This is a genomic window from Corynebacterium mastitidis DSM 44356 (genome assembly GCF_000375365.1).
Lineage (GTDB): Bacteria > Actinomycetota > Actinomycetes > Mycobacteriales > Mycobacteriaceae > Corynebacterium > Corynebacterium mastitidis.
In genome coordinates this window covers 1-3,158 of the sequence record NZ_AQXB01000021.1, presented here as the reverse complement: position 1 = coordinate 3,158, position 3,158 = coordinate 1, and the positions used below count along the sequence as shown (strand labels likewise).

At 52.6% G+C, this 3,158-nt stretch carries 4 protein-coding genes; all 4 read right to left on the bottom strand.

Annotation, left to right across the window (positions count from 1 at the left end; all coding sequences use genetic code 11):
• Positions 1-1,616, bottom strand: a 1,616-nt coding sequence (locus tag B140_RS12760; protein WP_156801802.1) for a hypothetical protein, incomplete at its 3' end; no start/stop codon positions are given.
• Positions 1,617-1,618: 2 nt separating this feature from the next.
• Positions 1,619-2,533, bottom strand: coding sequence for a hypothetical protein (locus tag B140_RS14055; RefSeq protein WP_156801801.1), 915 nt, complete (start codon positions 2,531-2,533; stop codon positions 1,619-1,621).
• The gene (locus B140_RS14050) at positions 2,533-2,739 is read right to left on the bottom strand and encodes a hypothetical protein (protein ID WP_156801800.1); all 207 of its coding nucleotides are present in this window, start codon (positions 2,737-2,739) and stop codon (positions 2,533-2,535) included. Before B140_RS14050 ends, B140_RS14055 begins: the two co-directional genes overlap by 1 nt.
• Positions 2,740-2,742: 3 nt before the next feature.
• Positions 2,743-3,158, bottom strand: a 416-nt coding sequence (locus B140_RS0111295) for a hypothetical protein (protein ID WP_211208168.1), incomplete at its 5' end; no start/stop codon positions are given.

Sequence of the window (3,158 nt, the reverse complement as noted above, 5' to 3'; positions counted from 1 at the left end):
GTGTAGTTAATGTATTCCAAGATGTTGAGGAATTGGACTTGTCGCAATTGGGGTGAAGCAATGTTGTTAAAGTTGTAGTAGACTTGGGCAGCTTTAGTGGGAGTAATTGTGGTAGTTCGGCCGAGTATTCCCTGATTAGCACTAATGGATTGTCGGAGGATGGATTCTAGTGTGTCAATGCGATCAGATCGCAGTTCTTTGTTTTGCGCCATGGCCATATTGGAAAGGGTGGTGAACTCGTTGATCATTGTGCCCATGGTGGGGTAGGTGGCGGGGTTGCTGATCTCTACGATTCTGGTCCGCTTGGGGTGTTGGGCTGCGTCTTCTCGCCAGAGGTGGGCGTGCATGTAGAAGCGCTGCACGACATCGAGGATGATTCCTCGTTCTCCTTGGGTGAGTTCGAGGTTATTAAGGACGTCGAATATGTTGACGATTTTGTTTGTCAGTCGGTTGTAGATTTCAACGACGTCGTTGATTTTTCCGAAGCCTTGGAGTGGGTTGATCGTAAGTTGGGAGACGTCGTAGGAGGAGAAGACGTCTTCGGTGTTGTTGATGGGTCGGTAGTAGAGGCCTCGTTCGAGGTAGTTGAAGTCGTTGAGCACGAGGTGGTGAACACGGTGCCCGCGTAGGACTACCTGGTTGGCGGCGTATTGGGCCATGATGGAGGCCACAGCAGGGTGGCTGGTGCTGTCTTGGCGCATGTAACGCGTCATGGCGATGCTGCGGGGGATGGCGATGACGGCTTGGCGTTCTAGGGAGCCTTCCATGTCGAAGAAGGCGCTCGTAGCCGACAGGGCGCGGGCGTCGATGCCGACGGGGAGTCCTTTCTCATCGTTCAGGCCGGCGTTGACAGAGAAGTTCAGGCCGGCGTAGTTGGCGGCGGTAGAGGTCATGGAGTGCTTATCGACGCGCAGCGGGCCGTAGAGGTCCACGGCGCGTTGGAACTGGTCTCCTCCGATGGAGTCCCACATCAAGCCTTCGTGGCGCTGGTCGAGCAGCTTGTTGAGCTGTTCGAGTTGCTGTTCTAGGGCCTCGCGCGTGGGCCCGACGATGGTGAGCGTGATGCGGAAGACGACGATGGGGTCAGAGGAGTCGATGATGGATTCGTACTCGTCGTAGTCTTCCCTGTCGCAGGCGCGCATATGGCGCATGGAGCTGTTGTCTTTGTCCTGGACTTCTCCGTTTTTTTCTACATCGTCAAGAGCGTTTTTATTTTGTACCGTATTGGTCATGATGAGTTTTTTCTTTTCGTCGCCCGTAATGACGGTGTCGGTAACCGAGAAGAACATTTCCACACCTGTATTGGGAGAGGTGGGGATGATGTCAATGACGTCTGCGTAATCCATGTGCCGGTTGGATCCGGGACGGTGGTAGAGCTGAACGGTGGTGGATACCTTTCCGTTGTGGTGGAGATACGATGGTTCGGCGTAATACGGGGTCGCTTCGGTGAGGGGCTTGTGCCCTATTTTGTCCGCAGCGAAACGCAAGCGATCTGCTATCGCAGAGAGTTTGCCTCGCTTTGTCTCTTTTTTGGCGCGAGCGGTTTCTTTGCGTACCTGCTTTTCTTCAATATCCTGGCTTGACTGTCGTGAATCAATGCGGCGTGTCTGGGTCATTATTACTTCACCTCTTTTGCTTGCCTTATGGCTTCTGCATCGGATAGCATGGCGGCGCCACTAAGTCGCCTAATGATTTTTCCATTGTCGGTAAGTGGGACCGCAGAAGCATACGTGCCGTTAGCGCACGCGGTCACAAAGGAATTGCGTGTTTTCTTTAATCCTTCGATGCTAGAATCTCGGATGATGAGTGTTTGGAATATCTGAGATTGTCGTTGGCCGATATTTTCGTCAATGTCATTAAAAAGAATCTCGGACATGTAGGATCGCCATGCGCTTAATTCCGATTCGTTATCCTTCTCGCGGTCGTAGATCTCTTGCAGGGCGTTGAGCTTTGATTCCACGTCAGCGCGCATGACGGAGGTGATAAGCGTGTCCTGGCTCGTTGCAGAGCGCCCTCTTAGGTAGTAGAGGCGTACTTGTGCTGTGCCTTCCGCTACGGCGGGGAGCATGGTGCGAGACTGCTGACCCTCCACGTCGTACATCACTCCGAAGTCACCGTTATCGAAAAAGATAACCCCGCTTTTTATCTTCTTTATTCCGAATGTGGTGAATCGTCCTTTAAGTGATGCCCTGCGCGAGCGCTCCATGAGGTGGAAAAACAGCATTTCCCACACAGATGAAATCATTGACCTACTCCGGGAAGGAAGAATGTAAATCAAGAGCAAGGCAAGAACACATACAGCACTAATAATGATCGGTGCGATAACATACCCGATCATATCCGCAGACTTTTTAAAGAGTGCATAGTAAAGCAGTATGATAACCATGACCATACCCATAGCGACAAAAAGGCGCAGGTACGGTATTCGGGGGTCGGGAATGAATTTGACTTTCTCTAACGTCTTCACATACTTGGATCGGTCATGCGCCGGTGTGAGGATATTGGTCATGAATCGGTAGGAGTCATTGTCCATTACTCTTCTCCATCACGGTTTCGGCGCTGCCGTTCTTGACGGTCTGCAATCATGTTGTTGACTTCTTCAATCATTTCTTTGGAGAAGGTTACAAACTTTTCGAAGGCCCAAAAGATGGATCCTTCATCGTGGGCGAAGAAAGACCGTGCAGACTTCTTGGCTTTGCCCGAGAGTGGGGTCCGCTCGTTCGGGTTACGGTGCGTCATGGTTTAGGCCTCCTTGGTGGTCTCGTGGGGCTGCGGGGTGTGGTCCTGCTTGCCGGAGGGAAAGAGAGCACGCTTAGTCCTCTCCCCCGCCTCGCGGCGGCTGTTGAGTGATGCCTGGAGCCAGCGTGCTACCCGGAGGATGAGCTTGATCCAGGCCCACATCACCACGGCGGTAGCGCCACCGGCCATCCCTGCGGCTATGAGGGCGGCCTCTACGGGGTCGCCGTTCATGTGGGTCCAGCCTGGTATCTGGTTTCCGAAGTACGGCGCGATTATGCCCATCGCCATACCAAGAAATGAGAAAGTGCCGAATACGATAGCAGCAATAAATACAATCCAGGCAAAAACCTGGAAAGCAGTACGAAGAATCTTGTTCTTACTCATCGCGTATGCCTTTCTAGTTCCACCAGCGGGATTGT